At 62.9% G+C, this 26,066-nt stretch carries 30 protein-coding genes; 15 read left to right on the top strand and 15 right to left on the bottom strand.

Features of this window, described 5'->3' with window-relative positions; genetic code table 11:
• Window positions 1–457 (top strand): GntR family transcriptional regulator (locus tag MRY75_RS05970; RefSeq protein ID WP_292306229.1); only part of this gene is annotated, 457 nt, incomplete at its 5' end.
• Window positions 458–583: 126 nt separating this feature from the next.
• Here the strand turns inward: MRY75_RS05970 and MRY75_RS05965 are convergent.
• Genes MRY75_RS05965 through MRY75_RS05945 form a run of 5 tightly spaced genes read right to left on the bottom strand, consistent with a single transcriptional unit; the run spans window position 584 to window position 5,960 of the window.
• Window positions 584–1,528 carry a carbohydrate kinase family protein gene (locus MRY75_RS05965; RefSeq protein ID WP_292306228.1) on the bottom strand — a complete coding sequence of 315 codons (945 nt, stop codon included), beginning with the start codon at window positions 1,526–1,528 and terminating at the stop codon, window positions 584–586.
• A gap of 25 nt (window positions 1,529–1,553) precedes the next feature.
• Window positions 1,554–2,603 (bottom strand): ABC transporter ATP-binding protein, encoded by a 1,050-nt coding sequence (locus MRY75_RS05960; protein ID WP_292306227.1) that lies wholly within the window; start codon window positions 2,601–2,603, stop codon window positions 1,554–1,556.
• Between the two features lie 3 nt (window positions 2,604–2,606).
• Window positions 2,607–3,452: a carbohydrate ABC transporter permease gene (locus MRY75_RS05955; protein WP_292306226.1), complete on the bottom strand. Its 846-nt coding sequence runs from the start codon at window positions 3,450–3,452 to the stop codon at window positions 2,607–2,609.
• Between the two features lie 3 nt (window positions 3,453–3,455).
• Window positions 3,456–4,400: a carbohydrate ABC transporter permease gene (locus MRY75_RS05950; protein WP_292306225.1), complete on the bottom strand. Its 945-nt coding sequence runs from the start codon at window positions 4,398–4,400 to the stop codon at window positions 3,456–3,458.
• Between the two features lie 42 nt (window positions 4,401–4,442).
• Entirely contained in the window at window positions 4,443–5,960 is a 1,518-nt protein-coding gene (locus MRY75_RS05945) for an extracellular solute-binding protein (RefSeq protein ID WP_292306224.1), read from the bottom strand.
• A 257-nt stretch (window positions 5,961–6,217) separates the two neighbouring features.
• Between MRY75_RS05945 and MRY75_RS05940 the strand changes: the two genes are divergently transcribed.
• The 14 genes from MRY75_RS05940 (at window position 6,218) to MRY75_RS05875 (ending at window position 19,038) form a co-directional block, all read left to right on the top strand.
• A complete protein-coding gene (locus MRY75_RS05940) occupies window positions 6,218–7,549 on the top strand; it encodes a homoserine dehydrogenase (protein ID WP_292306223.1) in 1,332 nt (443 codons plus the stop codon).
• Window positions 7,542–8,558 carry a thiamine pyrophosphate-dependent dehydrogenase E1 component subunit alpha gene (locus MRY75_RS05935; RefSeq protein ID WP_292306222.1) on the top strand — a complete coding sequence of 339 codons (1,017 nt, stop codon included), beginning with the start codon at window positions 7,542–7,544 and terminating at the stop codon, window positions 8,556–8,558. Before MRY75_RS05940 ends, MRY75_RS05935 begins: the two co-directional genes overlap by 8 nt.
• A complete protein-coding gene (locus MRY75_RS05930; protein ID WP_292306221.1) occupies window positions 8,555–9,565 on the top strand; it encodes an alpha-ketoacid dehydrogenase subunit beta in 1,011 nt (336 codons plus the stop codon). Before MRY75_RS05935 ends, MRY75_RS05930 begins: the two co-directional genes overlap by 4 nt.
• Window positions 9,565–10,875, top strand: a complete 1,311-nt coding sequence (locus tag MRY75_RS05925) for an acetoin dehydrogenase dihydrolipoyllysine-residue acetyltransferase subunit (protein WP_292306220.1) — start codon at window positions 9,565–9,567, stop codon at window positions 10,873–10,875. Before MRY75_RS05930 ends, MRY75_RS05925 begins: the two co-directional genes overlap by 1 nt.
• Window positions 10,876–10,959: 84 nt before the next feature.
• Complete coding sequence (locus tag MRY75_RS05920; RefSeq protein WP_292306219.1) at window positions 10,960–11,943, top strand: sugar-binding transcriptional regulator; 984 nt, start codon at window positions 10,960–10,962, stop codon at window positions 11,941–11,943.
• 123 nt (window positions 11,944–12,066) lie between these two features.
• Window positions 12,067–12,768 (top strand): hypothetical protein, encoded by a 702-nt coding sequence (locus tag MRY75_RS05915; RefSeq protein ID WP_292306218.1) that lies wholly within the window; start codon window positions 12,067–12,069, stop codon window positions 12,766–12,768.
• Between the two features lie 11 nt (window positions 12,769–12,779).
• Window positions 12,780–13,397: a hypothetical protein gene (locus tag MRY75_RS05910; protein WP_292306217.1), complete on the top strand. Its 618-nt coding sequence runs from the start codon at window positions 12,780–12,782 to the stop codon at window positions 13,395–13,397.
• 122 nt (window positions 13,398–13,519) lie between these two features.
• On the top strand, window positions 13,520–14,389 hold the full coding sequence (locus tag MRY75_RS05905) for a PhnD/SsuA/transferrin family substrate-binding protein (RefSeq protein WP_292306216.1): 870 nt from the start codon (window positions 13,520–13,522) through the stop codon (window positions 14,387–14,389).
• A complete protein-coding gene (locus MRY75_RS05900; RefSeq protein WP_292306215.1) occupies window positions 14,382–15,200 on the top strand; it encodes an ATP-binding cassette domain-containing protein in 819 nt (272 codons plus the stop codon). Before MRY75_RS05905 ends, MRY75_RS05900 begins: the two co-directional genes overlap by 8 nt.
• Window positions 15,193–15,996: a phosphonate ABC transporter, permease protein PhnE gene (gene phnE / locus MRY75_RS05895; RefSeq protein WP_292306214.1), complete on the top strand. Its 804-nt coding sequence runs from the start codon at window positions 15,193–15,195 to the stop codon at window positions 15,994–15,996. The genes MRY75_RS05900 and phnE (MRY75_RS05895) overlap by 8 nt, the downstream gene beginning before the upstream one ends.
• Window positions 15,993–16,637 carry a class I SAM-dependent methyltransferase gene (locus MRY75_RS05890; RefSeq protein WP_292306213.1) on the top strand — a complete coding sequence of 215 codons (645 nt, stop codon included), beginning with the start codon at window positions 15,993–15,995 and terminating at the stop codon, window positions 16,635–16,637. Before phnE (MRY75_RS05895) ends, MRY75_RS05890 begins: the two co-directional genes overlap by 4 nt.
• A complete protein-coding gene (locus MRY75_RS05885) occupies window positions 16,604–17,842 on the top strand; it encodes an alpha-D-ribose 1-methylphosphonate 5-triphosphate diphosphatase (RefSeq protein WP_292306212.1) in 1,239 nt (412 codons plus the stop codon). Before MRY75_RS05890 ends, MRY75_RS05885 begins: the two co-directional genes overlap by 34 nt.
• A gap of 76 nt (window positions 17,843–17,918) precedes the next feature.
• A complete protein-coding gene (locus MRY75_RS05880; RefSeq protein ID WP_292306211.1) occupies window positions 17,919–18,734 on the top strand; it encodes a sugar phosphate isomerase/epimerase in 816 nt (271 codons plus the stop codon).
• An 82-nt stretch (window positions 18,735–18,816) separates the two neighbouring features.
• Window positions 18,817–19,038, top strand: coding sequence for a hypothetical protein (locus tag MRY75_RS05875; RefSeq protein WP_292306210.1), 222 nt, complete (start codon window positions 18,817–18,819; stop codon window positions 19,036–19,038).
• 6 nt (window positions 19,039–19,044) lie between these two features.
• Here the strand turns inward: MRY75_RS05875 and MRY75_RS05870 are convergent, their stop codons facing one another.
• The 10 genes from MRY75_RS05870 to phnC all read right to left on the bottom strand — a co-directional run bounded on the left by MRY75_RS05870 (window position 19,045) and on the right by phnC (window position 25,984).
• Window positions 19,045–19,551, bottom strand: a complete 507-nt coding sequence (locus tag MRY75_RS05870; RefSeq protein ID WP_292306209.1) for a GNAT family N-acetyltransferase — start codon at window positions 19,549–19,551, stop codon at window positions 19,045–19,047.
• 15 nt (window positions 19,552–19,566) lie between these two features.
• Entirely contained in the window at window positions 19,567–20,145 is a 579-nt protein-coding gene (locus MRY75_RS05865; RefSeq protein WP_292306208.1) for a GNAT family N-acetyltransferase, read from the bottom strand.
• Window positions 20,135–20,617: a hypothetical protein gene (locus tag MRY75_RS05860; RefSeq protein WP_292306207.1), complete on the bottom strand. Its 483-nt coding sequence runs from the start codon at window positions 20,615–20,617 to the stop codon at window positions 20,135–20,137. The genes MRY75_RS05865 and MRY75_RS05860 overlap by 11 nt, the downstream gene beginning before the upstream one ends.
• Complete coding sequence (locus tag MRY75_RS05855) at window positions 20,614–21,177, bottom strand: hypothetical protein (protein WP_292306206.1); 564 nt, start codon at window positions 21,175–21,177, stop codon at window positions 20,614–20,616. The genes MRY75_RS05860 and MRY75_RS05855 overlap by 4 nt, the downstream gene beginning before the upstream one ends.
• A complete protein-coding gene (locus tag MRY75_RS05850; RefSeq protein WP_292306205.1) occupies window positions 21,149–21,778 on the bottom strand; it encodes a DapH/DapD/GlmU-related protein in 630 nt (209 codons plus the stop codon). The genes MRY75_RS05855 and MRY75_RS05850 overlap by 29 nt, the downstream gene beginning before the upstream one ends.
• Window positions 21,775–22,272, bottom strand: coding sequence for an AAA family ATPase (locus MRY75_RS05845; RefSeq protein WP_292306204.1), 498 nt, complete (start codon window positions 22,270–22,272; stop codon window positions 21,775–21,777). The genes MRY75_RS05850 and MRY75_RS05845 overlap by 4 nt, the downstream gene beginning before the upstream one ends.
• 17 nt (window positions 22,273–22,289) lie before the next feature.
• Entirely contained in the window at window positions 22,290–23,147 is an 858-nt protein-coding gene (gene phnE, locus MRY75_RS05840; protein WP_292306203.1) for a phosphonate ABC transporter, permease protein PhnE, read from the bottom strand.
• Window positions 23,144–24,091 (bottom strand): phosphonate ABC transporter, permease protein PhnE, encoded by a 948-nt coding sequence (gene phnE / locus MRY75_RS05835; protein ID WP_292306202.1) that lies wholly within the window; start codon window positions 24,089–24,091, stop codon window positions 23,144–23,146. Before phnE (MRY75_RS05835) ends, phnE (MRY75_RS05840) begins: the two co-directional genes overlap by 4 nt.
• A gap of 121 nt (window positions 24,092–24,212) precedes the next feature.
• Window positions 24,213–25,133: a phosphonate ABC transporter substrate-binding protein gene (gene phnD, locus MRY75_RS05830; RefSeq protein WP_292306201.1), complete on the bottom strand. Its 921-nt coding sequence runs from the start codon at window positions 25,131–25,133 to the stop codon at window positions 24,213–24,215.
• A 50-nt stretch (window positions 25,134–25,183) separates the two neighbouring features.
• Complete coding sequence (gene phnC, locus MRY75_RS05825) at window positions 25,184–25,984, bottom strand: phosphonate ABC transporter ATP-binding protein (RefSeq protein ID WP_292306200.1); 801 nt, start codon at window positions 25,982–25,984, stop codon at window positions 25,184–25,186.
• Window positions 25,985–26,066: the final 82 nt, after the last annotated feature.

The following is a 26,066-nucleotide window of genomic DNA, read 5'->3' as shown; positions in this document are numbered from 1 at the left end:
CAGCCCCGAACAGTTCCTGTCGATCTACGAATTCCGAAGCGCCGTCGAGCCCTTCGCGATCCGCCTCGCACATGAGCGCAAACCGGCGAATGCGGACAAGGTGGCGCAGGCGATGCTGGAGCGGGGCTGGAATGCCGTGCGCTCCAACGATCCGCATCGGCAGATCGCCGTCGATTTCGAGTTTCACGAGATGATCTACACCTGGGCGGGCAATGACACGATTCAGACAACGATGCGCACGAACTGGCACCACATCCGCCGGTCCATGGCCGTGGTCGTGCGTGGCGTCGTGTCGGCAGAGACCTCGTGGACGGAACACAGCCGGGTGATCGAGGCCCTGTTGCAGGGCGACGTGGCGCGGGCCGAAGACGAGATGAAGGCGCATATCGGCCGTGCGATGGACAAGACAGTGGCCCGTCTTTCTGAGGTGGACACGGCACCTTCGGAGAAGTCTTGACGATCATTCTGGCCCTGAGACCTGCGGCTTTGTTCAGGCGCGGAAACCGGCTCACTTTGCGCCCAGTTTTGCAATTTCAGCGCAGACGAGATGATCGCCCTCAACCGATTTGAGCGGCTTAACCGTTTAGGCGCGTGTCGGTGTGGTTTCCATGAAGGCGATGGTGTTCTCGAGCGAGGACACAACCGCCTGAGAGCCAAGCCCCATCGCATTCTGCGCCGAGGATGCCTGTCCGAAGCGGATACAATCCTCGATGGATCGGCCCAGATGCAGACCGGTGGCAAAACCCGCGTTGAAGCAATCCCCACAGCCGCAGGTGCAGACCACGTCGATCTTGTAGGATGGGATGTCGATCTTCTGACCGCGCTGATCGCGGTACATGGCGCCATCCGCGCCAAGCGTCAGGATGACGGCACCGACGCCCTGATCCAGCAGGAACGCGGCGATCTGTTCGTAATCGGTCATGCCGGAGAGGGCCATCGCCTCTTCCTCGGAGGGCATGAAGTAATCGGTATGCGCCAGAAGCGGGCGGATCAGCGGGAAATCCTCGGGGGTTGAGGCGAAGACATCCAGCGTGGTGGTGATGCCGCGCGCCTTGGCTTCGGCCAGAAGTTCGGCATTGCGCCCCTGGTCCATCGCGTCCATGAGGCCGACGCCGCCGATGTGCAGGATTTTGGTGTCCAGAACCCGGTCCACCATGTCGTCGGTGATGTAGAACCCGGCTGTGGCCCCGCGCTTGTGCAATGCGGGACGTGCCCCGTCGGGACGGGTGGTCACAACGCTGGACGAGGTGGTCATATCGGGGATGCGCTGCATCATCTCGGTATCGACGCCGAAATCGCCAAAGCGGCGGAGCACCCAATCGCCCATCAGGTCATCGCCGACACCTCCCACGGCCTGCACCTTGAGCCCATGCTTGGCCGCGACAATGGCCGCTGACCCAGCAGCGCCGGACACGGCCAACGTAAATTCATCGACGAAATATGTGCTTCCGCCGGGCGGGATTTCCGTCACCGGGCGGCACAGCGCGTCAAATGTGTGAAAGCCCATTGAGGTGTAGTCGAAGGTCATGGGTCTTGCTCCATCCTGTCCGGCGTCAGCGCAGGCGCTGTCCGGAGGCCGTATCGAAAAGGTAAATCCGCTTGGGATCAAAGCCCACAGACGCGTCAGAGTTCAAGTCCGCGCGATAGTCGCGATGGGCCTTCACCTCGATCAGCTTGTCCCCTGCCTTGAGCGTGAGATAGGTCATGTCGCCCGTCGGCTCGACCCCGTAGACGCTGCCCGTCAGATGACCGGCCTCGGCCGTCACCGCGCAATCCTCGGGGCGCACGCCCAGAGTGACCTTGCCGTCATGTTTGGCGGGCAGCCCCTCGACGCGGACACCGGGCGCTGTGAAGATGCCCTGCTCCATCACACCCGCAATCAGGTTCATGGGCGGTGCACCGATGAAATTGGCGACAAAGGTGTTTGACGGATCGTTGTAGATCTCGTCAGGCGTGCCGATCTGCTGGATCGCGCCCTTGTCCATGATCACGATCCGGTCCGCGAGAGTCATCGCCTCGATCTGGTCGTGGGTCACGTAAACGGTGGTGATCTTCAGCTCGCGCTGGATGTGCTTGATCTGTACGCGCATATGCTGGCGCAGCTTGGCGTCGAGGTTCGACAGCGGCTCGTCCATCAGGAACGCATGCGGCTGGCGGACGATGGCGCGGGCCAGAGCGGCGCGCTGGCGCTGGCCGCCAGACAGAGCGCTGGGTTTGCGGTCGAGATATTCGGTCAGTTCAACCAGTTCTGCCGCCCGTTTGATCAGCGTGTCATGCTGCTCTTTCGGCACGCCGCGCATCCGCAGCGGAAAACGGATGTTTTCGTAGATCGTCATGTTCGGATAGAGCGCGTAGCCCTGGAACACCATCGCCACGTCCCGGTCGCGGGCGTCAATGTCGTTCATCACCTCGCCGTCCATGACGATCTCGCCTTCGGATGGGTCTTCGAGGCCGGCGATCATGCGCATGGTGGTGGTCTTTCCGCAGCCCGACGGGCCGAGGAAGACAACGAATTCCTCATCCGCGATGTCAAGGTTCACGTCCCGGACACCCCAGACGGCGCCCCAGCGTTTCTGGATGTTTTTGAGTTGGATTCTTGCCATGTCTTATCCTTTGACGGCCCCCATGGTCAGGCCGCGTGAGAGGTGTTTCTGGATCAGGACGACCACGAGGAACACCGGCAGGAACGCCAGGAAGGCGACCAGCGCAATTGCATTGTAGATCACGCCATCCGACCCACCGGTGAAGTTCGCCAAAGCTACCGACATCGTATAGGCGTCAGGTGTCGAGGCGATGAGCAGCGTGAAGAGGAATTCGTTGATCGCGAAGATCATCGCGATCACGGACGCCGTGATGATCCCCGGCAGGATCGCCGGGATGATGATTTCCCAGAGAATGCGCAATTCCCCCGCCCCGTCGGTCTTGGCGGCGTCTTCCAGTTCCTTCGGGATGTCCAGCATGTAGGACCGGATGATCCAGGTCACAAAGCTCAGGTTGATCGCGGCATAGATCAGCATCAATGCCCAGATCGTGTCCAGAAGCCCGAAATTGCGGAAGAGGAAGAAGATCGGCACCGCCACGATGGCCGGGGCCATCATGCGGGTCGACAGGATGTAAAACCCGATGTCGTCCCGCCCTTTGTATTCGAAGCGCGACAGCGAATAGGCGGCGGGGATCGCCAACACGAGGTCGATGATTACCGACCCGATGATGGCCAGCACCGAATTGCGCAGGTATTTGCCCATCGGCCAGTCTTCCCAGATCATGTGCCAGGCATCGAGGCTGAACGTCGGCCAGTAGATCGGCTGCGGGGTGATGATCTCGGTCCGGGGGCGCAGGCCGATGGACAGGAACCACAGAACCGGCACGAGGCAGAACAGCGCCCATGCGCCAAGAATGGCATAGCGCAGGGCAAGGCTTTCGCCGCGGGAGCGTTTGCGTTGAGAGGCCATGGCTCAGTCCCTCGCCGAAACAAAGGCGCGTTTGACGACAAACTGCGCGATGAGGATGGTGATGATCAGCATGATCACCGACGCGGCCGAGGCATAGCCGAAGTTGAAGAACTTGAAGCCCGTCCGGTAGATGAAATAGCTGATCGTCTCGGTGCCAAAGGCCGGTCCGCCCTTGGTGATGATGAAGACGTTTGTGAACATCGTCGTGATGTCGATGGCCCGCAGGATCAGCGCGACGGCGATGATCGGCTTCATCATGGGCAGCGAGATATTCCAGAAGATCGCATACCACGACGCGCCATCGAGCCGCGCGGCCTCTTCCACCTCTTCATCCTGCGCCTGAAGACCGGCGACGAAGATGATGAAAAGAAACGGAGTCCACTGCCAGACATCGGCGATGATCAGGATCATCCGGCTGAGCCATGTGGACGACTGCCACGCGACGTTCCCGTCGAGAACCCCGACCCGTATCAGAAGGTCCGCCACCACGCGCGCGTCGAGGAAAGCCAGCTTGTAGATGAACGCCACCGCCGATGGCATGAAGAGCATCGGAATGAGGAAGATGATCCGCCAGCCCTGCACCCACGGGTCGCGATAGGCGTAGAACGCTAGCGCCAGCGCAATCACACATTGCAGGATCAGCGAGATTGATCCGATCACCAGCGTGTTCCAGAGCGCGCCCCAGAACTGGTAGTCGCCCATGAGCCGCGTGTAATTGTCGAACCCGGCCCACTGCCACGGTCCGAACTTGACGTTATAGAAACTCTGCGTGATCGCGAAAATGCCCGGGTAGAGCGTGATCAGCATCAGGTAAAGAACAGCCGGCGCGACAAGCATGTAAGGCAGCAAAGCCTTCATGCGTTTGCTGCGGCGCTTGAAACTGCGGTGCGTCGGCTGTGCCGGGGCAGCGTTTGCCGCCCCGGTTTCCGACAGTGCAGGATTGCTCATGACAATCTCGATCCTGTCCTGTTTACGGTTGGTCTAAGACCTTTAGAACGGAAGGGCTTTGCCTTCACCGACATAGAGTCCGGGCGCCGCCTGAGCGTACTGTACCGGATCATTGCCCTGATAGAAGCCGTTCGACGACATGATCTGCTTCACGGCCGCGGCCGCGTTGTCGAGCGCTTCCTTCGCGGTGATCTGGCCAACCACGGCGCGGTTGATCTCGTTGCCGATGGCCTGTTCGATCGGGAACGCCCCCGGCAGGCGCGGGCTGCACCAGGCGTGATGCAGGCTGTCGCCCCAGACCTTCGCAGGCTGCGAGACTTCGTGCAGGTTCTCGTTTTCCAGAACCGACTTGTAGCCCGGCGCCACACCGTTCGCGTTGGCTTCGTTCATTGCCATGATCGACGCGGTGGTCAGGAAGCCCAGCATCAGGAACGCCCCTTCCGGGTTCTGCGCCGACGCGGACACGCAGGAGGTCGAGCCTGCAATGTTCGGCGGGGCAAACCGACCGCCCGAGATGCGCGGTTCGTAGATGGTGACGAAATCGTCCACGATCTGCGACTGGTCTGGCCGCATCGCCTGCGTACCGCTGTCCTGCCAGCTGATATTGGTGGCCACCTGCCCGCCCAGCCAGGCGGCACGGTTTTCCGGCCAACCTGCACCGGCGTGCCCTTCGTTGGCGTTCTTGGACAGTGCCAGCAGGATCTCGAGACCCTTCATCCCGGCATCGCCGTTGAAAATCGGCTCCCAGTTTTCGTCAAAGAGCATCATCCCGGCCTGAGCCGCGATATGTTCCCACGTGTAGGTCGACCAGAAGCCCGGTGCTGCCATGATGCCAACACCCGACACGCCCGACTCCACCTGGTTCAGTTCGGCGGAGAGGCGGATCAGCTCGTCATAGGTCGGAACCGAATTCACCTTGTCGATCGGTCCACCCAGAACCTGCTCGACATAGCCCTTGCGCAGGTGAACCATCTGGATGTCGCAGTCGAACGGGATGCCGTACATCTGGCCGTTGAAATAGCCGTAGTTCAGACGGTAGGTGTCATAGAAGTCGTCAAGCGGCAGGTTCCACTTGTCCGCAAAATCCTGCAACGGATACAGGAAGCCGGGCGCCGCGAAATCCCCAAGCCATGGCGAGAAGAACTGCAGCGCGTCGAAGGACGCATTGCCCGAAATGAATTCCGCAAGCGCCTTGTCGTAGAAGCTGTCATCCGGGATCGGGACCAGCTCGACGGTGATGCCCGACAGCGCCTCGAACGGCACCAGCCCTTCGGCGGCGGATTCGGCGTCGGCCGCACCCACGGCAAACCGCACGGTTGTGCCCGCCAGCTCGGAGCGGACCTTTTCCCAATCGACGGTGCGAATCCAGTCCTTGCTGTTGTCCCAGATCGGTTTGTCATCCGACATGCCGTAAAGATCGCGGTAATCCGCCCGCACGTACTGCGAGATCGAAATGCCATCGAGCACGCTCTGCGGATCCGGCAGGTGGCTCGCCGCAAGGAGCTTGCCGCCCCAGGTCGATCCGGTTGCCGCGATTCCCATGGCAGATGCGCTCGCCATGAACGACCGTCTGGATAGTCTTCCTCTGAATTCCATCATTTTTCCTCCCTTGATGGCGTGGTGCACCGACCTTTGCGCGCCCTGAAACTCTCCCCCAGGACCCACAAATTCGCCGGAACACCTAATTCCGCCATTGAACCATTGTTCACGAAACGGGATATCGTCAAGAACTTTTCTGACCAACTTGAACACTATGCTTGACCGACAAACAAAAGTTCAGGATATTGCAGCCAAACTTCTTGGACAGGAAAAGACTCATGGCCTCCAACATCGCACTCACCGGTCTGGCCAAAGACCTCGCTGCACGGGCCGCCTCCGGCAAACCCGTTCGCATCGGCCTGATCGGGTCGGGCGAAATGGGCACGGACATCGTCACACGCGCTGCCATGATGGACGGCGTCGATGTCGCCGCGATTTCCGAACTGAATATCCCGAACGCCCACAAGGCGGTGTCCATCGCCTGCCGCGAAGAGGGTCACAGCCAGGATGCAACCACGACCGACGGGCTGAACGCGATCGTCGAATCGGGCAAGACGGCGATCACCGACAACGCTGACCTGATCCTCGAATCCGGCCTGATCGACGTGGTCATCGACGCAACCGGCATCCCTGCGGTCGGAGCCGAGATCGGCTTGCGCGCGATGGAGCGCGGCAAGCATCTGGTCATGATGAATGTCGAGGCCGACGTCACAATCGGCGCCTACCTGCGCAGCGAAGCGGAAAAGCTGGGGGTGGTCTACACGCTGGGCGCAGGGGACGAGCCGTCGTCCTGCATGGAACTGATCGAATTCGTCACCGCCATGGGCCACAAGGTGGTCTGCGCCGGGAAAGGCAAGAACAACCCGCTCAACGTGGACGCCACTCCCGACGCCTACGAAGCCGAAGCCAAACGGCGGAACATGAACCCGCGCCTTCTGGTGGAATTCGTGGACGGATCGAAGACGGCGGTCGAAATGGCCGCCATCGGCAACGCCACCGGGCTGATCCCCGATGTGGACGGCATGCACGGCCCGGCCGCCGGCCCCAAAGAGCTCGCCAAGGTGCTCATTCCCAAAAAGGACGGCGGACTGCTATCCGGCATCGGTCGGGTGGACTACTCCATCGGCAAGGGCGTGTCTCCGGGCGTCTTCTGCATCGTCGAGGCGGAACATCCGCGCATCCACGAGCGGATGAAGGACCTCAAGATGGGCGATGGCCCCTATTACGAGTTCATCCGCCCTTATCACCTGACCTCGCTCGAGGTGCCGCTGTCCTGTGCACGGGCCGTGCTTTTCGGCAAGGCGGACATGATCCCGCTCGAAAAGCCGGTGGTCGAGGTCTGCGCTCTGGCCAAGGAAGACCTGCGCCCCGGCGACACGCTGGACCAGATCGGCGAATACACCTACCGCGCCTGGGCGATGGAGGTCGGTCGCGCTCAGGACGCCCGCGCCCTGCCCGCCGGCATGCTGACCGGCGCCACGGTGACGGCGCCGATCAGGAAAGGTGAATTGATCACCGCAGCCAACGCCACCCTGCCGCAATCCCGGCTGGTCGAACTGCGCCGCCGCCAGGACATGATGCTCTACGGGAAGGACCTTCTCAATGCGTGACACCGTGACACCCAACAACACGCCCTACGCCATCGCGCGATACAGTGCGGACGAGCTGAAAGAGGCTCTCAGGAAGATGTACCTGATCCGCAAATTCGAGGAAGGTGCGGAAGACAGCTACATGCGCGGCCTGATCCACGGCACGATGCACCTGAGCATCGGCCAGGAGGCGTCCGCCGTCGGGTCCTGCATGTCCCTCACGGACGAGGACAAGATCACCTCGACGCATCGCGGGCACGGCCATTGCGTTGCCAAGGGGGCCGACCTGTCGCGCATGTTCGCCGAGTTCTTCGGCAAGGAAAGCGGCTATTGCAAGGGACGCGGCGGCTCGATGCACATCGCGGACCCGAGCAAGGGCAATCTGGGTGCAAACGGTATCGTGGGGGGCGGGCTGCCCATTGCAGTGGGCGCGGCCCTGTCGGCCAAACGGCTGGGGACCGGCGCGGTCACGATCTGTTTCTTCGGCGATGGTGCCAACAATGAAGGCGCCTTCCACGAAGCGCTGAACATGGCGGCGGTCTGGAAGCTGCCGGTGGTTTTTGTCTGCGAAAACAACAAGTACGGCATGTCCACATCGACCGAGCGCTCGACCTCGGTCAAGCGGATCGCCGAACGCGCGGCCGCCTATTCGATGCCCGGCGTGACGGTGGACGGAAACGATTTCTCTGCAGTCACCGAGGCCGTGGACGCCGCTGTCGAACGGGCCCGGAACGGCGAAGGGCCAAGCCTGGTCGAGAACCTGACCTATCGCTGGCGCGGTCACTCCAAGTCGGATCGCAATCGCTACCGCACCAAGGAAGAGATTGCCGAATGGCAGGCCCGCGATCCAATCGCCGCGATGGCCAAGCTGCTGGTGGATCACAAGATCGCCACACCCGACGAAGTGGAGGGGATTGAAGCCGATGCCGCCCGGATCATCGAAGAGGCCATCGCCTTTGCGACCGAGGGCACCAATCCGAAAATCGAGGAAGTGACGCGCGACGTCTACACGGAAGTGACTGCATCATGAACATGCACAGCAAGACCGATCTGCGCGAGCTGTCCTATGCCGAAGCCATCCGTGAGGCGATGGACCTCGCCATGGCCAGCGATGAACGTGTCATCCTGATGGGCGAGGACATCGGCGTTTACGGCGGAGCTTTTGGCGTTACCGGTGATCTCGTCGAGAAATACGGCACGGACCGCGTCATGGACACGCCGATCTCGGAACTTGGCGGTGCCGGTGTGGCCGTGGGGGCCGCAATGACCGGGCTGCGTCCGATCTTCGAATTCCAGTTCTCGGATTTCGCGACACTCGGGATGGAACAGATCGTCAACCAGGCGGCCAAGATCCGCTACATGCTGGGGGGTGCCGTTTCGGTTCCCGTGGTCATGCGCTTTCCCTCAGGCTCGGGCACCGGGGCGGCCGCCCAGCACAGCCAGAGCCTTGAGGCGTGGACAGCCCACGTGCCGGGTCTCAAGGTGGTACAGCCCGCGACGCCTGAAGACGCCAAGGGCCTGTTGCTGGCCGCGTTGGAAGATCCCGACCCCGTCATGATTTACGAGCACAAGCTGCTCTACAAGATGAAGGCGCATGTGCCCGAGGGCTACTACACGACGCCCATCGGCAAGGCGGCCGTCATGCGCGAGGGCAAGGACCTGACTATCGTCGCCACGTCGATCATGGTGCACAAGGCTCTCGACGCGGCGGCCAAACTGGCGGAGGACGGTATCGACGCCGAGGTGATCGACCTGCGCACCATTCGCCCGATGGACCGCGACACGGTTCTGGCGTCGGTGCGCAAGACCGGTAGGCTGATCTGCGTCTACGAAGCCGTGAAGACGCTGGGCGTGGGCGCCGAAGTGTCGGCCATGGTCGCGGAAAGCGATGCGTTCGATTATCTCGATGCGCCGATCATCCGATTGGGCGGTGCGGAGTGTCCGATCCCCTACAATCCGGAGCTCGAAAAGGCAGTTGTGCCGCAGGTGCCCGACATTCTCGAGGCCGCGCGCAATCTAGCAAAGGGACGCGTCTGATGCCCACCGAAGTCATCATGCCCAAGGTCGACATGGACATGGCCACGGGCAAGATCATGTCGTGGCACGTCGCCGAGGGCGACCGCGTGGCCAAGGGTGATCCGCTGTTCGACATCGAAACCGACAAGGCCGCGATGGAGGTCGAGTCGCCGGGTGATGGCATTCTTCACCACACCGCGCCCGAAGGGATGCAAATCCCCATCGGCACCCCTTGTGCCTGGCTCTATGCGGACGGCGAAGACGTCGGGCCGCAACCCGCCCCGTTCGCGGGCCAGTCCGAGGCTGATGCCAAGCCCGAGCCTGCGCAGGCACCAAGCGCAGAGGCCGAGCCGGAACTGGAGCTGGTCACAGCCGCCGAAGCTGTCGAAACCGACACCGCAACCGACAAGGTGCGTGCCACACCGCGCGCCCGGGCGCTTGCGGCGGAAGCGGGCCTGCGCATTGCCGACCTGATCGGAACCGGCCCGCGCGGACGGGTTCAGGCTTTGGATGTGGAGACCATCCTCAAACAGGGCGAGGCGCGCCCTGCCCCAACCGCTCCCGCGTCGTTCAAGGCGGAAACCGGCGATCTGGCCGTGACCCGTTCCAAGGGCGGCACCGGTACTCCCGTCGTCATGATCCACGGGTTTGCCAACGACGCCACGTCCTGGGCCGCCGTCGAAGCGCATCTCAAGCACAGACCGATCATCCGCATTGACCTGCCCGGACATGGCAAATCGCCCAAGCTGCGCATCGACAGCTTTGCCGATCTGGTCCGCGAGGTGCGCCGAACCTTCGATGGTCTGGGCCTCGAGACAGCACATCTGGTCGGTCACAGCCTTGGCGGTGCGATCAGCCTTGCATTGGCCGACACCCGCGCCAAGCGTCTGTCTTCGCTCACCCTGATTGCGCCAGCCGGTCTGGGGCCCGACATCAACGGGGCGGCGCTGTCCGGCATTTGCCGCGCGACGCGCGCCGAAAGTCTGGGCCCATGGCTGCGAAGTCTCGTGGCGGAGGAAGACCTGATCACCGACAGCTACGTGCGGCTGGCGATGGCGGGGCGCGCCGACCCGAACCTGCGCGCGGCTCAGACGCGGCTGGCTGACGTGCTCTTTCCAGACGGGGTACAGGCCTTCGACCTGCGCGCGGCGCTGGACCGGATCGACACGCCCACCCGGATCATCTGGGGCAAACAGGACGCGATCCTGCCCTGGAAACACGCCCTGCGCGCGCCGGGCACCATGGCGCTGCACCTCTTCGACGGGATCGGGCACATGCCGCAGATCGAATGCAGCGACGCTGTCGGGCGGATCATCGCGTCAAGTGTTTGATCAGATGTTCATTGTCACCCGGCAAAAACTTCGGCTATCCCTAAAAGACACGCGGCGCAGGCCGGATCAGCAGGAGGCGAACCGATGGCTAAATCGCAGGACCAGCTTCGGGTGCGCGCGGCCTGGCTCTACTACATCGAGGGGATGACCCAATCCGATGTCGGCAAAAAACTCGGCATCAACCGCATCACGGTCACGCGTCTTCTGTCGGAAGCCAAGAAACGCGGCGAGGTGGTCATTCGGATCAAATCCGAACTGACCGTACTGGTGGAACTCCAGCAAAGGCTCCAGGAATGCTTCGGCCTCGAACAGGCCATCGTCGCTCCGCTCGAAGCGATGGAAGACGATCCCACGCGTGTCATTGCGTCGGCCGCGGGCACCTATGTGTCCGAGCTCATGCGGAACGGAATGACCATCGGCGTGGGCTGGGGCAAGACGCTGCATGCGATGCTCCCCTATATCGAGGAACGCCCCCTGTCGGACGTCCGCGTCGTGTCGCTGCTGGGCGGCATTGCCCAGGCCCGACGGTTCAACCCGGCGGAATTCGCCTGGCAATTCGCGGAGTTGTTCGAGGCAGAGGGATACCTGATCTCGGCCCCGGCGGTTGTCGACTCGCCGCAGACCCGCCACGCCCTGCTCGAGAATTGCGGCCTTGATCAGATCCTGCAATTGGCCGAAGCCTGCGACGCCGCGCTTTTGTCCTGCGGCGGGATCACGTCGCTCACCACATCCTACCGGTCCGGCCACATCACGGAATCGGACCGCCAGTCGCTGATCGCGGCTGGGGCCGTTGGCGACTTCCTGTACCACTTCCTTGACCGCGACGGGAACGTCATCGACCACCCGGTGAACCAGCGCTCGATCTCCATGTCGCTGGACCGGCTCAAGCGCATCCCCAAGAAGATCCTGATGTCCGGCGGCCGCGAGAAGATCGAGATCCTGCGTGCAACGATCACGTCGCTTGTCCCGACCGTTCTCATCACGGACGAGATCACGGCACGCACGCTGCTGGAGACCGCCGAAAAACAGCCCGACCGCACGGTGGAACGGGCGGAGAGCCATTCCTGAACCGGGACATATCGCGGCGGACGGTGTGCGACACGGCGCTCCGCTTCGGCAGGCAGATGGCCTGCACCACGCCTAGATCAGCCGCCCCGCAAGTGCTAGCATGACGAACCACAGGTGGACATCATGATTGCCAATCAACGGAAATTCAGCCTTCTGCCCGACCTCAACATGCCGATCCGCGATGCGTTGCGGGGGGTGGCCTCGCTGGCGGATGCAACCGAAGACATGCTCGAACCCGCCGCCAAACTGTTGCCCGAGCCCCTGCGCAGCCGGTTTCAGCACGCCATGCAGGCGCTTGAGCAGGCGGGCAAGCGCCTGATCCATGCACCCATCGACATGGACCAGATCCGCGCGGCCGCAGAGTTTGCAACCGGCAGCACGGCGGATCCCTCCGGGGTTCCAGCCGCCGCGCGGGTGATCGTCTATGCCTGGGAGCATCTCAACGAGACCAGCGTGGAACACCGCCATCTGATCAGCGAGACCATCGTCGCCGACCGCCTGTCGCGTCTGGGACGGGACAGCGCCCTGACGGGATGTCAGAACACCGCCGCCATCGTGTTGGACCTGCGCCAGTCCTCGGCCATCGGCCTCATGCCCGGTCTTGCGCGCGGCATCACCGACGCCGAAGAGACCGAGGTCGATCTTGCCCTCGTCGCCATCGCGGTCTGGCTGGCCTCGAAACGTGCCGAGAACCTTGTGGAGGAGGAGAAATTGCTCGATCTGTCCATGGCTCTGGTCCGGGCCCTGCAGACCGAGGCCGCGAGCGCCCTTGGCAATCCCGGTGCGTTTGCCGATTTCCTTTCTGACACGTCATCGCATTTGTAGGACCCCGATCCATGCCGGTTCCCGAAACACAGAGCCCAGACCAGCCGCTGCGCAAATCCGCCCAGCGGCTGCGCTGGTTCGTGGACGCGTTCGACCAGCAGGTGCGCAACACCGAGGCCCAGACCGGCAATGCGTTCTCGGTGGATCGCGGGGCTCTGGCGCAGGTCTTTGCCGAATGGCTCAAGGCGTTCGAAGCGCAAAAACCGACACGGGATGACGACAAGCCCGCCTATGTCGGCTTCGCCGCCGGGCTGATGCTGCGGACGCTGATCAAGCACAAGCCTGTCGCGCTGATCAGCCGGCCCGACTCGGCGGACGACTCGAACCCCGCTTATTTCTGGCCTGAAGGCTATCTCTATGTCGCGTTCTGCCTGAATGTGCGGGGCCTTGTGCTCGAAACAGATTTCCACTCCGAACAGCATCCCAGCGACCGCCTGAATGAAAGCCGCACCTGGTGGAGCTTCCGCGAGAATGTGGAAAAGGACCCGTCGCTGGCGATTGCGTTTCTTGACCTCTTTGCCGGGGACGAACCGGAATGGAGCATGCCGGAACTCTTCCGCACCGGCCGCGCGGTCCGGATCGCCGAACGGTTCTACGCGCGGGAATCGCTGGAACCGGAAACGTCGTGACCCACGCATGAACCCCCGGCCACCGGCCGGAGCGGGAAGTTTTACAAACACTTCATCAAAGCTTTGAACGATTGCCACAGCCTGCGGTGATTCATTCGGATGAATGACCAACGGAGGCTGTCATGAAATTCAAATCACTCGTACTCGGACTGGGCCTTGCTGCGGCAACCGCCTTCGGTGCCACCGCAGAGACCTGGAAGCTCGCCGTGACAGATGTCGAAGGCATGGAGCGCCTGCAGCTCGAATGGGGTCCGTTCAAGACCGCGCTGGAAGACGCGACCGGGGATACATTCGAGTTCTTCCCGGTCAACTCTCGCACGGCAGCGGCAGAAGCCCTGCGCGGTGAAACCGTGGATTTCGTGGTCTCCGGCCCGGCCGAATACGTCGTCATCAACAAACTGACCAACGCAACACCCCTGATTGGCCTCGGCCGTCCGGATTACCACTGCACCATCGTCGTGCGCGCCGACAGCGGCCTCAATGTGCCGACCGATCTGAAGGGCAAGAAGGTTGCATTCGGCGACATCGGCTCGACGTCGAACATGCTCTGCCCCATGCAGCTGCTGGCCGATTACGGCGTCGATCCGGTGAACGACATCGAAAAGACCCACACCTCGCGCAACATCGCGTTCGAGGCGCTCAAGAACGGCGATATCGACGCGCTTGGCATGAACGCGGGCACCTTTGTCGGTGTGCGGAACGGTCAGGACGAACTGCCCTACGGGTTCTTCAAGATGATCGCGCGCTCGGGCGACCTGCCCAATGACATGATCATGGTCGGCGCGCATGTGCCGCAGGACGCGGCGATGAAGGTGCGCGACGCCATCCTCGACAACAAGGCGCAGATCATCGCAGGCATCACCGCACATGAAGAAAACGACAAATATGTCGGCATGGACCTCGTCGCGATCGAGGACAGCGCCTATGACTACGTGCGCTCGATGTATGCCAATGCGGGCTACCCGCAATTCGACAATTTCATCGGTGAGTGATCTTGGTCTCAAGGACCCGGCTGCACCTCGCGTGCAGCCGGTGGTACCTGGGGCGCGCAGCGTCCTGGTGTCGCCTGTCGACATCGAAGCGCGCCATGTGGCCAAGCGCTTTGGCGAGACGGCGATCTTCGAGGATGTGAGCTTCCGTCTTGCCCGCGGCGAGGCCGTCGCGCTGGTGGGGGCCAATGGCGCGGGCAAATCGACCCTGTTGCGCTGTCTCATGGGGCTGATCCCGGTCAGTTCGGGCAGCGTTCACCTTCTGGGCGAGGAAACCTCAGGTGCCAAGGGCGCCGCGTTGCGCGGACTGCGCGCACAGGTCGGCCTCGTGTCGCAGAAACACAACCTCGTGCCTCGCCTGTCGGTTCTTTCCAACGTGATCCACGGGCTTCTGGGCCAATCGCCGGGCGTGCGGCACTGGTCGCACATGCTCGCCCCCGAGGCCTCGCGCCTGGCCGCGATGCAGGCTCTGGGCAAGGTCGGGCTGGCCGACTTCGCCACCCGCCGCGCGGACCGGCTGTCGGGCGGGCAATCGCAGCGTGTCGCCATCGCCCGCGCAATTGTCAGCCGCCCCAAGGTTCTGTTCGCCGACGAGCCCTGCGCCTCGCTCGACCCGTCTGCGGGGGAAGACGTCATGGCGCTGTTCTTCCGTCTGGTGAAGGACGAAGGCGTCACGGTTGTCTTCACATCACACAATATCGAACATGCGCTGCGGTTCGGCGACCGCGTTCTGGGCTTGTCCAACGGGCAGCTGAAACTCGACGCGACCGCCGCATCACTGGCACCTTCGGATTTGCGAGGGCTCTATGACTGAACTCGCTCCGGCCCGCATCGAACGCCCTTCGGCGCTGTCGTTTCTGGGCTATGTCCTTGGCCTTGTCATCCTGTTCTGGTGTCTCGCAGGCGCTGGCTTTTCGCTCGACAAGGTGATGACGGCACCACCACGCTTTGCCGATTTCGCCACCCGGGCCTTTCCGCCCAATCTCGAACCTCAGGTCCTGGCCCGACTGGACTGGAAGATGGTCGAGACTCTTCAGATCGCAGTGGCCGGTGCGGTGATCGGCGTGATCCTGTCGGTGCCCATCGCCCTTCTGGCCGCGCGCGGGCTGATCGCGGGTCCGGCCGTCAACCAGATCGTGCGCACCATCCTCGGGTTCATTCGCGCGGTGCCCGACATTGCCTGGGCACTGGTTTTTGTCGTGGCAGTGGGTCTTGGTCCCTTTGCGGGCATGCTGGCCATCGCGGTGGACACGATCGGCTTTTGCGGCCGCTTCTTTGCCGATGACATGGAAGCGACCGACAAAGGGCCTGCGGAAAGCCTGACCGCAACCGGCGCGCGCAAGATCGACGTGGTCGCCTGCGCGACCATTCCCGCAGCCATGCCGGCCTTTGTCTCGACCGGGCTCTACGCGTTTGAAAAGGCGGTGCGGTCGTCGACCATCCTGGGCCTCGTCGGCGCGGGCGGCATCGGGATCGAGCTGAAGGTCGGGTTTGATCTCTTCGACTACCCGACCGCGATGACCGTGATCCTGATGATCGCGGTCGTGGTCATCGCCATCGAACACCTCTCGGGCTGGGCCCGCACACGCATTATCGGAGAACAAAAGTGAAGACAGACACGGCGGATCAGCACTGGAACGACCAGTGGGCCGGGATCCAAGCGGGCAGCAAATGGCTGACCCCGGAAGAGGATGTGAAAAGCTGGGCCGCAGGGCTCGCCCCCGGTGCGCGCATCCTCGATCTGGGCGCGGGCGTCGGGCGGCATGCGCTCTGGCTGGCGGCGCAGGGGTTCGACGTGGTGGCCTTGGACGCCGCGGCGGAAGGACTGGCCGAGATCGACCGTATCGGGGGTGTCGAAACCGTCAAGGCGCGCATGCACGCGCTGCCCTTCGCGGATCACAGCTTCGATCACGTCCTGAGCTGGAACGTGATCTATCATGGCGATGAAGACATCCTGCTGCGCACCATCGGCGACATCCGCCGCGTGCTGAAGCCCGGCGGCACCTATCTTGGCACCATGCTGTCAAAACGCAGGCTGCCCTGCGAAACCGCGAAATACCCCGGACGCGAGATCAGTCGAAACGCCTGGGTGTTCGACGCGCCGGGGACGGACAAGATGCATCCGCATTACTTCTGCACAGCGGCAGAACTGCTGGCGCTGTTTTCCGGCTTCGAATGCCGCTGGCTCGAAGACCGCGAACATGAGACACCCGGCTCATGGCATTGGCACCTTGTGATGGAGCGGTTGTGATACAGAGTTTCGAAGGCGCGCAGGTCTATCTGCCCGACGGCATCCAGGACACGACCGTCACCATCGCGGAGGGCAACATCGCCGAAATCGGCGGCCCCGGGCAGGGCGAGGTGATCGACGCGCGCGGTCTCATTCTGGCCCCTGCCCTGATCGACGTGCATGGCGATGCGTTCGAACGGCAGTTGATGCCCCGACCCGGCGTGTTCTTCCCGACCGAAGCCGCCGTCCTCGACACCGACCGCCAGCTCGCCACAAACGGGATCGCAACGGCCTATCACGCCCTGACGCTGGGCTGGGAACCGGGCCTGCGCGATGTGGCACGAGGACGTGAGGTCATGCAGGCGATCCGCGATCTCGCCCCCAGGCTGTTGGTCGAGAACCGCGTGCAACTGCGATGGGAAACCTTCGCGTTCGAGGCGCTCGAAACAATCGAATGGGCGCTGGACGCACCGCTGCTGCCGTCGGTTGCCTTCAACGATCACACGTCCATGACCATGCGGGCCTATGACGTGCCGATCCAGGATCGCGCGTTCGAATTCAGCCCGGATTTCACGGTGGCCGAACTCGATGATGACCGCATGCGCAAACGCACGGCGTCCAAGGCCCATCGCTCGGGCATCAGCGAGGACGATTACATTGCCCTGCTGGGGGAGATCTGGGACCGGCGCAGTGACGTGCCGAATGCCATCGAAACCGTCGCGGCGATGGCCCGTGCAAAAGGCGCGCCGATGCTCAGCCATGACGACACGCGCGCCGAAACCCGCGCCTGGTTCCGCGACCGGGGTGCCTGCGTGGCCGAATTCCCGATGGTGCTGGAAGCTGCCGAGGCTGCGCGCGCCCATGGCGACACGATCATCTTCGGCGCGCCGAATGCCGCGCGCGGGGGCAGCCATATCGGCTCTCTGGCGGCGGGCGACATGGTCGAGGCCGGGCTCTGCGATGCACTGGCCTCGGATTACTTCTACCCCGCGATGCTCGCGGCCGTGTCCCGTCTGGACGCCGACCGCCGCGCCGACCGTCTGCGCCTCTGGTCGTTGGTGTCGTCCGGGCCAGCGCGGGCCATGAACCTGACGGATCGCGGCGTGATCGCCGTCGGCAACCGCGCCGATCTCGTGCTGGTGGATTGGCCCGACGGTCATCCGCCAGCCATTCGCGGCACATGGGTGGCGGGACGCCCGGCCTATCGCGGCCAGCCCGCAGGATAGACCCTCTGTCATGGCGCGGTTGCAGTGCCGTGCCATGACGACCTGACTGCAGACCATGCTTCAAGGAGACGCCCGCATGACCCCGCTCAAGATCGGAGCCTGCCTCAAAGCCGCCGAGATCGCGGATCACCGCGATTGGCTGTTCGACGCAGACCGCGACATCGAAATTCAGGATTTCATGTCCCATGCCGCCCTCACAACCGAATACGAGGACCGCATCGCAGCCGTAAGGGCGGCTCTGGACGGGCATACAGGCCGCGTCGGCATCCACGGCCCGTTCGAAGGGCTGGACATCGACAACAAGGATCCGGTTCTGCAACCGCTGATCACGGCCCGTCTGCTCAAGGCGCTCGAAGCCGCGGACCGGATCGGGGCACGCCAGATGGTGCTGCATTCCCCCTACACGCTCTGGTTCCAGAACAATGTCTTCAGCTGGAAAGGCTATGCCGAGGCCAAGCTGGACCGGATCCATGCCACCCTGCGCCCGGTTGTGGAGGCAGCCGAAGCGGCCGGTCAGACCCTTGTGATCGAGAACATCCAGGATGTGCGCCCCGAAACACGCCGCGCCATGGTGGACAGCTTCAACTCCAACGCCATCGCGCTGTCCATCGACACGGGCCATGCGCAGCTTGCACGCCGCATGTCCGGCGCCCCGCCGGTCGAGGATTTCGTCCGCGACGCGGGCGACCAACTGGCCCATGTGCATCTGCAGGACGTCGACGGCCATGCAGACCGGCATTGGGCGCCCGGCGAAGGCGAGATCGAATGGACCGCCGTTTTCCGGGCTTTGGGCGCGTGCAGCACTGCGCCTCACCTTGTTCTGGAACTCCGCGACAAGATGGACATTCCCAAGGGATTCAAGGCCTTGCAGGACCTGGGGTTGGCCGTGTGACCAAAGTCGCGGCTGCGCGCGCTTGCCGAATCGTGACCGGCTGCCTAGCGTCCTGCGGGTGCGACACGATCATGGTTGACGAATGACCTACTACATCGCGGAACTTGATGAAGCGCAGCAAGTTGTTGCCGTCTGGATCAAGGAAGACACCGCCCGTTCCCCACGTGTTTTCGACCCCCGGAAGCATATCTTCGACACCAATGGCACAGCCGAATTCTCGGGAGCGCCAAAAGAGAAAATCCAGAACTGGATTGCGCGCGCGCAGGCTGATGCCCGTGCAAACCGGCTGTCTTCGCACCACTGAAGGACGTCAGAGCGTCAGGCGGTAGGTCACGGCGTCCGGCATCCAACCGGGCGCAACAGCGCTCTCATCCAGCGTCGCTCCCAACCGACGGGCAAGACTGTGCGACCGGATGTTGCCCTCGGCGATCCGGATGATCACCTCGGAAAGACCGAGCCGCGCTTTGGCACCCGCAAGATACGCCGCAGCCGCCTCGTGCGCGATCCCCTTGCCTTCGGCGGTGTCGGTCCACAGGCTCCAGGTCATCTCGGGCGGATCCGCAGCGTCGATCTGCAACGCCCCGACATGGCCGATTGCCCGTCCGCCATCCCGAAGCGTGACGACATACCGACCGAACCCCCGCAGCGTCCAATGCCCGGCCATGGCACAGAATTTCTCGAACGCCTTGGTGGCATCGAACGGCCCACCAACAAACCGCGCCCGCGCACTGGCACAGTATGAGACATAGGCGTCAAGATGCTCCGGCGCCGGACGGATAAGGATCAGACGGTCGGTGTCAATCTGACTGTCGGGCATGCAGACAGGCTCCTGTCAGAGGTCAATTCGATACAGCACGCTTGTAGCACCACCCAATGCATCGACGCGCGTGAAGGTCTTCACGAACCGCGCACCGGCCTTTTCCATGACGCGGATCGACGCGAGGTTGTCCGGGTCAGTGGTCAGGTCCACATGGGTCAGGCCATAGGACTGCGCAAGCGGCAGACACTCGATCATAGCCCGCGTGGCAAGCCCCTCGCCCCGCCGCCACGGAACCACCGCGTAGCCGATATGACCAAGGCAATGGGGCGGCAGGTCAGTGCTGCCCGGCTGCCAGCGCAAGCCGATGCTTCCGCAGAACCCGTCCTGCCAGATCCAGCGCCGCAGACCTGGCAAGCGCGGCACTTCGGACCCATCGGGCAGCCGTACCGGTGGCCCCTTGGCCTCGGGGTCGTGCATTCGGTCAAGGAATGCCTTGGGGTCAGCTGCGAGTGCAGCAAGCTGTTCTTCGGCGGCCTTGGGGCGCAGATTGTCCGGCGACCACCCTGTCTTCAAAGCGGACCGGTAGGACTCGAGATGCCTCTGGGTCGGCCGCACGAGCAGCGGCTCAATCCCGGCCCGATCAGAAGACATGCGCCGCACCGGCAATCACGAAGGGCACCGGCAGACACAGGATCAACCGACGCAAGGCCAACTGTCGGCCCATCAGGGGCAGTTCATAGGCCAGAAACCGCGACGCGGAATAGAGCGACCACGCGGTGACATAGGTGACGACAAGGCTCGATGTGGCCCCCGCCTTGAGTGCCGCCGCCCCCACCGCAAAAGCCACAAAAGCGCCACCCGGCGTGATGGGACCCAAGGCAATTGCCAGAAGAACACCCGACACCCCGGCCCCTTCTCCGAAAAGTGCGCGCACCTGCTCGGGGGGCAGCAGCTCGGCAAAAAACCCGGCCCCCAGAAGGGCCACGATGATCCGGGGGGCGGTGAACTGCGCCATGCGCCACGCATTCGCCATCCCGGCAGCGCGCCATTCGGCATTGGGCAGGCGCCAGTAAAGCCACAGCGCCACGGCACCCAGCAGGACTGTTCCAATGAGAATGTTCACTCGGAACTCCGACCGAAAACCGCCCGCGCCGCCATCCCGACCAGGATCGGCACCGGCAGGCACAAAAGAATGCGCCACCAGACCAGATCGACCGGCAGGAAGGAAAACTCCCAGATCAGCGTGCGGTTCAGGCTGAGCAGTGCCCAGCTGCTGACGAAGGTCATGATCGCACCGACATCCGCGCCGACAAGACCGAAACTCGCCGCCAGCGGAAAGGTCATTGCCGGACCGCCGGGGATCGCTGCTCCCGCGAAAGCGGCCAGAAGCAGCCCTCGAAGGCCACTTTCCCGGCCAATCCAGATCGCCACCTTGTCGCGCGGAAGAAGCAGCGGCAGCGTGGCCGCGATGAACATGCCGGCCGCGATCTTGGGGGCGAGAACGGTCATGAACCACAGCTCGGACAGCGCGATTTCAGCCGCTCGGTCCCACCCCTTGAGCACGACAACCAGCACGCCAGCCAGAAGCGCGGAAAGCGCAAGGAACAGGAACCCGGTATCGAAAATGCGGCGCGCAGGTTGCTCGGGCGGCGGGTCAGCGGCGATATTTTTCAATGAAGGCATCGATGTCGAGCGCCCGTATGTCCGGCAATGCCGCTTTGTATTTCTCTCTTGGCCAATCCCAGACCGCGATCTCCTGCAGCGCCTCGGCCTGAGCCTCGGTGAAGCGGCGTTTGATCGGGCGTGCGGGAACGCCTCCCACAACCGTATAGGGCGCGACATCGCGCGTCACAACTGCCCCCGCACCAATCACGGCCCCTGTCCCGATGGTCACACCTGCCGTCACGGTCACACCGTGGCCGATCCACACGTCATGACCGATCGTCACCCAATCCGACTTGCGCCAGTCAAAGAAGTCGTGGTCGTCCTCGCCAAGCCCATAGGCCTCGGCCCGGTAGACGCTGTGATGCTGGACTGCGCGCCATGTCGGATGGTTGCCGGGATTGATGCGCGTGGAATTCGCGATCGAGCACATCTTGCCGATGCTGGTCCATACGACATGACAATCCTGGGTAATGTAGGACCAATCCCCCATGGTCGACGCCCGCATCGACGTGCCTTTGCCCACCTCGGTCCAAGCCCCCAGTTCGCAGTCCACAACGCTGGCTTCGGGATGGATGTTCGGGGCTTCGGTGAGGTGTTTCTTCGATCCAGCGCCACTCATGTCAGGGTCTCCAGGAAGGTGTCCGTCGCGCGAAGTCCGGTCAGCCGGATCTTGCAGAGCGCAGACCTGTTGAAAAAGTCCGATTGCTTGCGATGACCCTCGCTTGCAGTCGACAGGATGAACCACAGAAACCCCGGCAGCATCCGCAGCCGTTCGGGACAGCCCTCGGCCATGTCCGGGCGGGCCTCACTCCGGTGGCTCAGGGATCGGCGCAGCACCCGAAGAGCCCGCCTCCAGAGCGCGACATCCAGCCAGATCAGCATGTCGGCCCGCGCTTCACGCAAGTGGAAGGTGCGGGAATTGTTGCCTTCGAACACCCAGGCGTCGAGTGCGACAATCCGTTCGACCTGCCGCAACTGATCATCCTTGCTCCGTTCCACCCAGTTCGGCAGCCAGAATACTTCGCGGTCCATATGATAGACGGGCAGCTTCCGTGCCTCCCCGATCTGCCGCGCAAGCGTGCTCTTGCCAGACCCCGCGCTGCCAATGATCATGATCCGCCGCGGATGGCTCACTTCGCCAGGTCCGTCTTTCCGATCAGCCGTTGCCGGATCAGGCCGGACAGCCAGTCGATCACGTAGACCATGGCGATGATCAGGAAGATGATCGACCACGCCTCGCCCCAGCGATAGGCCGCGATGCGGTCGGACAGCAGAAACCCGATCCCGCCAGCCCCGACGATGCCAAGGATCGTGCCCGACCGCACGTTGGACTCGAAGTTGTAGAGCAGGATCGACAGGATCACCGGGTTGACCTGCGGGGCGATGCCGAAACGGATTTGCTGCAACCGCGATCCGCCCGAGGCTTTGACGCCTTCAACGGGTTTGTTCGACGTGTTCTCGATAGCTTCGGAGAACAGCTTGGCAAAGGTGCCGATCTCGCTCACCGCGATGGCAAGGATGCCCGCAAGCGGCCCCAGCCCGAAGGCGCGGATGAAGATCAGCGCAAGGATCAGCGTCTCGAAGGCGCGGATCACGTCATAGCCACGCCGCGTCGACAGGCGCAGCCAGTTCAGGCGATTGATGTTCTTGGCCCCGAGAAAGGACAGCGGAAAGGCAAAGACCGCGCCCAGCACCGTGCCCAGAAAGGCGATCGCGAGGGTCTCGCCCAGACCATTGAGGATTTCCGAGAACTCGGCCCAAGAGGTCCAGATATAGGGCGGGAACATGAAGCTTGCGACAGTGCCGAAGCGCCCAAGCCCCTCCCAGATGCGGGCGGGCGAAAAGTTGAAATCGTAAAGGCACCAGCAGAACAGCCCCACGAAAAACGCCCAGAGCGCATAGCGGCGCAGGCGCACCGGCAACGGGGCCTGAAAGGCCAGCGGAACGTTTGCGCGTGCCTCGGCGATCTGCTCCGGGGTGACGGTCATGGCTGGGTCTCCTCAAGGTGAATGATCCGGTGGCGCAGCTTTTCCGACCCGTAGTCAATGATCATCACGGTCACGAAGATGATGACGAAGAGCGCCGAAAGGTCGGTGTATTCCTGAAAACTCATGGCGGTGCGGAATTCCTGCCCCAGACCACCCGCACCCACATAGCCGATGATCGACGAGGCGCGCACGTTGATCTCGAACCGCAGCAGCGTGTAACTGATGATGTTGGGCATCACCTGCGGCACCGCCCCGTAGCGGATCTGGTCGAACCACGTGCCACCGGCGGCTTTCACACCTTCGAGCGGGCGCATGTCGATGTTCTCGTTGACCTCGGAATACAGCTTGCCCAGAGCGCCCGCCGCATGCAGCCCGATGGCCAGAACCCCGGCCATCGGCCCGACGGAGAAACAGAAGACGAAGATCAGCGCCCAGACCAGCTCCGGCACGGTCCGCGCGATCTCGAGATAGCGGCGGGTGATCCAAAGGACCCATGTGTTGGGCGCAAGGTTCCGCGAGGCCGGGAAGGACAGAAGAAACCCGCCGATCACTCCGAACACCGTCGCCATGAAGGCGATCAGGACGGTTTCGAACAACAGCTCCATCCAGATCTTCCAGCGCCAGAACCAGTTGGCGAAATCCGCGCCAAGGGTCTCCCAGCGCAGGGTCGGGATGGTCTTTTCGATATATTCGCCAAGACGCGGAATGCCCGCCGGGATGATCCAGCGCCAGTCGCGCGATCCGTCCGGCATGGTCACCTGCGTGACCTTGAAGAAATCGCCGATCCACGCCGTCAGCAGGAAAACGATCAGGAACAGACCGGCGCCGATGGCCCAGGCACGGCGCGCATACCGGCGCTGCGCTGCGAACTCCGCCTCGAAGGCCGACAGGGCCGCCGCGCGGTCGGTTCGGGCAAGATCGGGGAAATCGGCTGTTGCGGACATGCTGTACTCCGGTCGTGGCGCGAATGGCCCGGGCGGGACCCGTGCCATGCAAACGTCACCCATGGCGCCCGAAAGGCACCATGGGCGTGGAGAAGCGCGGCTTCCCCATCAGGTCAATGGATCACGACCCCGAACGACGCTGGTCCTTGATCCACGCGCGCATGTCGATGATCCACTGGTAACGCTCGGCGTTGACGCGCTGGAAACCGGCTTCCGGGTTGGGATCGTCCGCGGTCCAGGACGAATAGAGCTTCCAGCCCTCCGGATCGGCGTCCGGGAAGCTCTCTATCGCGGCTGTCACGTCTTCGATCAGCGCTTCGGGCAGGTTCTTGCGGAATGTCCACGGGCCGGAGGTGATTTCCGGGCTTTCCCAGATCTTGCAGACCTGACCGGGTTCGATCATGCCCTTTTCTTCCATACGCTGATAGATGCCGTCGACATCATTGTTCTGATAGGTCGCGGCTGTGTCGAAGGTTCCGTTGACCACCCCGCTCACACCGGCTTCGTGGCTGCCCGAGAAGGTGACGGTGCCGAAGAACTCTTCCGGCTTGAACCCGTCACGCGTGATCATGTTGTAATACGGCACCGCATAGCCCGAGGTACTGTCTGGGTCCGCAAAGGCATGGACCTTGCCCTTGGCGTCTTCCAAAGACGTGATTCCGCTGTCACAGCGTGTGACGACAATCGAGAAATAGCCGGTGGACCCATCGGTTTTGCGCGACGTCAGCGTCGGCACGACGCCACCCTCTGTTGCCGTATAGGCGGCAGCGTAGGACGAAGAGCCAAGACGCGCGATCTCGATCTGGTTGGCGGCGAGCGCCTGGATCACGCCGTCATAATTGCCCGCGGTGAAGATTTCGACCTGAACACCCAGCGTATCTTCGAGGTAGACGCGCAGCGGCTCGTTGCGCATCAGGCGGTCTTTTTCGTTCTCGCCGGACAGGATGCCGAACTTCAGAACCTGGTAATCGTCTTTCCAGCCTTCTGCTGTGGCTGCGGTTGCCATGATGGCGACAAGCGCCGATGTGGTGAGCAGTTTCATGGGTCATCTCCCCGTTGGTTGATTTTGGCAGTCGAGTTGGATGTTTCAGGTCAGGCAGTCACCGCGATCCGTTGCGTCGAGGTCACGGCTTCGTTGAAGTCACGCAGGCCTTCGGTCCCGTAGATGTCGCGGACAACGTCATCGGTGAGCTGCGTGGCAGTTCCGTCAAAGAACACGCGCCCCGCGCGCATCGCGACGATGCGGTCGCAATAGGCGCGTGCGGTGTCCAGCGTGTGCAGGTTGACCAGAACGGTCAGCCCGTCTTCGGTGTTGATCTGCTTGAGCCCGTCCATGACAAGCGTGGCATTGGCAGGATCAAGCGAGGCGATGGGTTCGTCCGCGAGCATGATTTTCGGCCGTTGCACCAGGGCCTTGGCAATGGCCACACGCTGCTGCTGCCCCCCCGAAAGCGTGCCAGCGCGCTGCAGCGCCTGTGGGACAAGATCCAACCGGTCGAGCGCCTGCAGCGCCATCGTGCGCTCTTCATCCGTGAACCGCATCGCCATGGAGCTGAAGAATCCATGCTCGGCCAGCCGTCCGATCAGGACATTGGTCAGCACGTCCAGACGGTCGACAAGGTTGAACTGCTGGAAGATCATCGCGCAGTCGCGCCGCCATGCCCGCAGCGCCTTGCCCTTGAGAGCCGTGATCTCCGTGCCATCGAACGAGATCGACCCTTCGCTTGGGTCGATCAACCGGTTCACCAGCCGCAGCATGGTCGACTTGCCCGCCCCAGAGCGACCGATCACCCCGACGAACTGGCCCGGCGCGATGTCGAGCGAAACGCGGTCAACCGCGCGGGTGTCTCCGAAAATCCGGGATACGTTCGAGAGCGAGAGGGTTCCGGCCATGGCGATTCATCCGAATGAATTTCCTTGGCCTGACCCTAGGTCTCGAACGTAACAGTCAGTGCACCGTCGAATGAAGTTTCGT

Source organism: Marivita sp., assembly GCF_022763305.1.
GTDB lineage: Bacteria > Pseudomonadota > Alphaproteobacteria > Rhodobacterales > Rhodobacteraceae > Marivita.
Note: the sequence above shows the minus strand (reverse complement) of the source record. Positions and strands in the feature narration are given on the sequence as shown.